The organism is Paraburkholderia sediminicola, from assembly GCF_046026855.1.
Taxonomy (GTDB): Bacteria; Pseudomonadota; Gammaproteobacteria; order Burkholderiales; family Burkholderiaceae; genus Paraburkholderia; species Paraburkholderia sediminicola_A.
Genome location: NZ_JAQQET010000071.1, coordinates 1 through 4723 on the forward strand (window position 1 = coordinate 1; position 4723 = coordinate 4723).

6 protein-coding genes are annotated in these 4723 nt (G+C 61.3%); 3 read left to right on the top strand and 3 right to left on the bottom strand.

What is annotated here, in order from left to right; translation table 11 throughout:
* The first annotated feature begins 292 nt into the window (after positions 1-292).
* Positions 293-826, top strand: a complete 534-nt coding sequence (locus PQR40_RS38705; protein ID WP_408511255.1) for a cytochrome b — start codon at positions 293-295, stop codon at positions 824-826.
* 106 nt (positions 827-932) lie between these two features.
* Here PQR40_RS38705 and PQR40_RS38710 read toward each other — a convergent pair whose 3' ends face one another.
* Positions 933-1223, bottom strand: a complete 291-nt coding sequence (locus PQR40_RS38710; RefSeq protein ID WP_325046338.1) for a DUF1488 family protein — start codon at positions 1221-1223, stop codon at positions 933-935.
* A 417-nt stretch (positions 1224-1640) separates the two neighbouring features.
* Between PQR40_RS38710 and PQR40_RS38715 the strand changes: the two genes are divergently transcribed.
* Together PQR40_RS38715 and PQR40_RS38720 are read left to right on the top strand one after the other, a co-directional pair.
* Positions 1641-3641 (top strand): sigma-54-dependent Fis family transcriptional regulator, encoded by a 2001-nt coding sequence (locus tag PQR40_RS38715; protein ID WP_408511256.1) that lies wholly within the window; start codon positions 1641-1643, stop codon positions 3639-3641.
* A 108-nt stretch (positions 3642-3749) separates the two neighbouring features.
* Positions 3750-4082 carry a 2Fe-2S iron-sulfur cluster-binding protein gene (locus PQR40_RS38720; protein ID WP_408511257.1) on the top strand — a complete coding sequence of 111 codons (333 nt, stop codon included), beginning with the start codon at positions 3750-3752 and terminating at the stop codon, positions 4080-4082.
* Here the strand turns inward: PQR40_RS38720 and PQR40_RS38725 are convergent.
* Positions 4079-4273: a YqaE/Pmp3 family membrane protein gene (locus PQR40_RS38725; protein ID WP_144141605.1), complete on the bottom strand. Its 195-nt coding sequence runs from the start codon at positions 4271-4273 to the stop codon at positions 4079-4081. The genes PQR40_RS38720 and PQR40_RS38725 overlap by 4 nt on opposite strands.
* 80 nt (positions 4274-4353) lie before the next feature.
* The gene (locus PQR40_RS38730; RefSeq protein ID WP_408226914.1) at positions 4354-4548 is read right to left on the bottom strand and encodes a DUF1653 domain-containing protein; all 195 of its coding nucleotides are present in this window, start codon (positions 4546-4548) and stop codon (positions 4354-4356) included.
* Positions 4549-4723 lie beyond the last annotated feature (175 nt).

Sequence of the window (4723 nt, forward strand, 5' to 3'; positions counted from 1 at the left end):
GATCATCGCGGCGATTTTCCTGTTCCGGTATTTCTACCTCGGCAGCGAATAAGCACGGCCGCGCCTGACGAAAAAGCACGGGACAAAACGTAGCGTGGCGTGGCGATGCGTCATCACGGCGTCACGCCACGCGTCGCAGCCCGGCTGAAAGCACTGCGGCAGCGTCGCCATGTTTGGCCACGGTTCGGTCTGGATCAACAATCGTTTTATTGAAGGCGCCCGTTCCGGTCGGGCACCCTTTATCATCCGATGATTGATAAAAACCAACGAACTGGTCACAGGAGTTCCCTGCATGTCGCCCTACAGCCGCGCCTCGGACCGTTATACGACGCCCGCCATCTTCTTCCACTGGGCGATCTTTCTGCTGGTCGCGCTCGCTTATCTGGCAATCGAAATACGCGGACCGAAAGGTTCCGACAGCCGGGCCTTCTGGAGCAGCGTGCACTTCTGGGCCGGTACCCTGGTGCTGGGACTGTCGGTTCTGCGCCTGGTATGGCGGCTATGGGCCGGCGCGCCCGCGGAAATCGAGGGCAATCGGCTGTTCGCGTTTCTGGCGCGGGCCGCACATCTCGCCCTGTACATTTTTATCTTCGCGCAGCCGCTGCTCGGCATCCTGACGATCAATGCCGGTGGGCATCCAGTGACGCTGGCCTGGGTCGACATCAATTACACCCTGATCGGCGCGGATCCGATTGCGCGGCCCTTGCTCAAGACGGCGCATGAGTGGCTTGGCAATGCGTTTTACTGGGTAATCGGATTGCACGCGCTTGCGGCGATTGCGCATCACGTGGTGTTCAAGGATCGGACGCTGCGGCGGATGATTTAACCAGCTATTTGACCCACTTCCAGTCTTTGGCGCATGCGGCATTGACGCTTGCGCTCGCAGCATCTTACTTACAGCCGCGCGGATTCGCTCAGCCGCGCGGGTATGCTCAGTTGCGCCAGTTCGCCTCATAGAAACGCACGTAGCCGCTCCTCAGCACCAGGCATTGCGCCCTCGTTTCCGATAGCAGACGTCTCGTCGCCGCTTCGATCCGGGTCCGGTGCGCGTCGAATGCGCCGACCATGTCCTCCAGACGCGGCGATGCGGCGCCAAAGTGATCTTCCAGCGCCTCGGCCGTGATCATGCACTCCACCCTTAGCCCATCAACCATCGCCGGGAACGCCAAGGTAAGTTCGCGACCTGAATATTCAGGAGTTTCGTTCGGGAATAGGATCTGCATGGGAGTTCACCTAAAGGTTTGGTGCTGCGCATGGTCGATTGGTACTGCGCACGCTGATTGAGTCTGGTCGCACTCGCAGCGCTGCTTCCTCCTTGTCGGATGCTGGTGGCGCGGGGTCGTCACCTGCCGACGCCAACGGCGGTACAGCTCGCGCCGCGCGGAGGTGATTTGATTTACTGTAGACGAGTTCGGGCGCTGCGCAAGTTTTCCTTTTTGTTTGCTCGATTTTGGTGCCCGACGCGGTATTTTTGGGCGCTCTGCCCCTTCAGGGCGACGCTGTTTTTCGCCGCCGCGCGGCTTTCGCCGGGGTCCTGTTTCGTCCTGTAATATCGGTGTTCGGCTGCAGACGCATATGTTGCGCTGCGGAACGTAACGGCGGGCAACGCACCCGCCGGGTCCGATAACCGGAGACATGCCTTGATCCATCGTCCTGCCACACCGCCCACCATCGGTCGGCCAGATGTCATCGCGCAAGCTCATGCCCGCTCGCTCGAAGTCGGCCTGCGTGCGTCGGAAACGCCGGACTTTCATCCGCTGCGCCGCCTTGCGCTGCGTGAGCTCGTCGATCGTAATCAGTCGCTCTATACCCACGCGCTCCCTGTCATGGAGACGTTGCACGCGCAGATCGTCGACACGCAAAGCATGGTGCTGCTCACAGACAATCACGGCGTGATTCTCCACAGTCTCGGGGATAGCGATTTCGTCGAAAAAGCCAATCGCGTCGCGTTGTGTCCGGGCGTGTCATGGGCCGAAGCGGATCGCGGCACGAACGCGATCGGCACGGCTCTGATCGACGGGCAGCCGACCGTCGTGCACGCCGGCGAGCATTTCCTGCACGCGAACCAGATCCTCACCTGTTCGTGCGCGCCTATCGCGGATCCGTTCGGGCGCACCATTGGCGCACTCGATGTCAGCGGCGACACGCGCGGCTTCCACAAGCACACGCTCGCGCTGGTGCGGATGTCGGCGCAGATGATCGAAAATCATCTGTTCTCCAATCAATTCGTCGACGCTATTCGCATCCACTTTCACGCGCGTGCAGAATTCATCGGCACGCTGTACGAAGGGCTCGCCGCTTTTGCGCCGGACGGCACTTTTCTGTCCGCGAATCGCAGCGCGCTGTTTCAATTCGGGCAACCGCTCGCCGATCTGGCCCGGCAACCGTTCGACGCACTGTTCGGCATCGCCTTTGCCAGGGTGTTGCAGCAGATCGCCCGCGCGCCAGGCGAAAGCATCGTGCTCACGCTACCCAGCGGCGTGCGCGTGGTCGCACGCGGTGAGTTTGCGGCGCCTCGTTATGTTGCTTCGGCGTCTTCAGCAGAAGGCTTTTTTGATTCGGCGCGTACGTCCACTTCGAGCGGCACGCGTGCAGCGGCCCGGCCCTTCGAAGTGGCACCCCTCGCTACACTCGAAACGCTCGATACGGGCGACGCGCAAGTCTCTGCGATCTTGCGGCGTGTCGCCAAGCTGCGCGGACGCGATATTCCCATTCTCGTACTCGGCAAAACCGGCACCGGCAAGGAGTGGCTCGCCCGCGCGATCCATCACGACTCGCCGCGGCGGGCCGCGCCCTTCATCGCGCTGAATTGCGCATCGTTGCCCGACACGCTGATCGAAGCAGAGTTGTTCGGTTATGAAGACGGCGCGTTCACTGGCGCCAGGAAACGCGGCAGCGTCGGCAAGATCGTGCAGGCCGATGGCGGTACACTTTTTCTCGACGAAATCGGCGATATGCCGCTCGCCCAGCAAGTGCGCCTGATGCGCGTGCTGCAGGAACGCACGGTCGTGCCGCTCGGTGGCACGCGAGGGATTCCGGTCGATCTGCGCATCGTCTGCGCAACCCACCGCAATCTGCGCGCGATGATCGAAGCCGGCACCTTCCGCGACGACCTCTATTACCGGATCAACGGCCTCGTCGTCACCTTGCCGGCGCTGCGCGAGCGTAGCGATCTGGCAGCGCTCGTCGAGCGCATGCTGGAATTGCAGCCGGATGGCGAGCGTTTGCCGCGCCGCGTGTCCGATGAGGTGCTGGAACGGTTTGCGCAATGCCGATGGCCGGGCAATCTGCGGCAATTGGCTAACGTGCTGCGCACTGCAAGCATCATGGCCGAAGGTGCTGAGCAGATCGAACTCGAGGATTTGCCGGAGGACTTTCTGCAGGATTGTGAGGATGCGCCAGCCGATCTAAACGTCCGACCGCTCGTGGCGCTTTCAGGCAACGGCGATGGCGGTGACGGCTGCGAAAAAGCGGCCGCGACGGTGAATGGGTCACCCGCCCGGATGGAAGATTGGCAGGCCACGCTGATCGTGCAAACGCTCGCGCGACTCGACGGGAATGTGTCGGCGGCGGCACGCGAGTTGGGGCTGGCGCGAAATACGGTGTATCGGTATCTGCGGCGTGGGGGCACAACACATTGACCCACAACGTATCAACCAGCCAACGCTGAGGCCCAGACATTCGGCGCCGTGCTGTGAGCGCGTTGCGCAGCGTGTAAAGTATGGCGCAATCCGTCACCCGCTCACACGATGTCCGACTCCACCCGCCCGCCTCTCGTCCGCATCGAGCCGCTCGGCCAAAGTTTCGAAGCGCCCGATTCGCTCACGATTCTCGAAGCCGCCGGCTTTGCGAATCTGCGCCTGCCGCGCTCGTGCCGCAACGGTACGTGCCGAACGTGCATTTGCCGCCTAATCAGCGGCTCTGTTTCCTACACCATCGAGTGGCCCGGTTTGAGCAAGGAGGAAAAGGCTGAAGGCTTTATCCTGCCATGCGTGGCGATCGCGGAAACCGATGTGGTGATCAAAGCGCCGGACGCGCTTGAGTTGCCGCAGCCCGGCGCACGACCTCGCATTCAACCTTAACGGCCGTTGCCCATTGCCCGGGCGATTTTCTTGTCGGTGGTGTACTGGCTCAGCGCATACACCGACCAGATCGCGGCCGGAATCCAGCCGATCAGCGTGATCTGCAGGAGCAGGCAGATGATGCCGGCGAACGGCCGGCCGATCGTGAAGAACTGAAACCACGGCAGAATGATGGCAAGCAATAGACGCATTCAGATTTCCTGTTTGTATTGACCTGGCAGTACCCGTTCATTGGGCGCGATCACGCTTGCGATCGCTTGAACGCCCCCGCCTAATTGATCGGTGCGAAGCGCGGCACTTTGGCGCCGTCAACTTCGACCAGCTCGAAAAACACCGAAGCCGGACGCGTCCAGATCGTACCATTGCTGGCTTTGTAGACGATCATCGTGACCGTCGGATCGGACTCCAGCGTGGCCTCGCAAACCAGTTCGTAAATGCCGCCTTTGTAGTGTCGATAACGCACCATTCAACTACTCCTGTCCCGATCAACGGAATTTTTTAAGCGGGCCGACGTTCCCCGAAGCAGAGCACGTGGTTCTGTTGCGACCGTCATTCTAAACTCCCGCCGGCTCGCAGAAGACCACTGATACAGGCTTACGCTGTCGCCATTGGCAGTTTTTTCGCCTCATGCCAAAACGGTG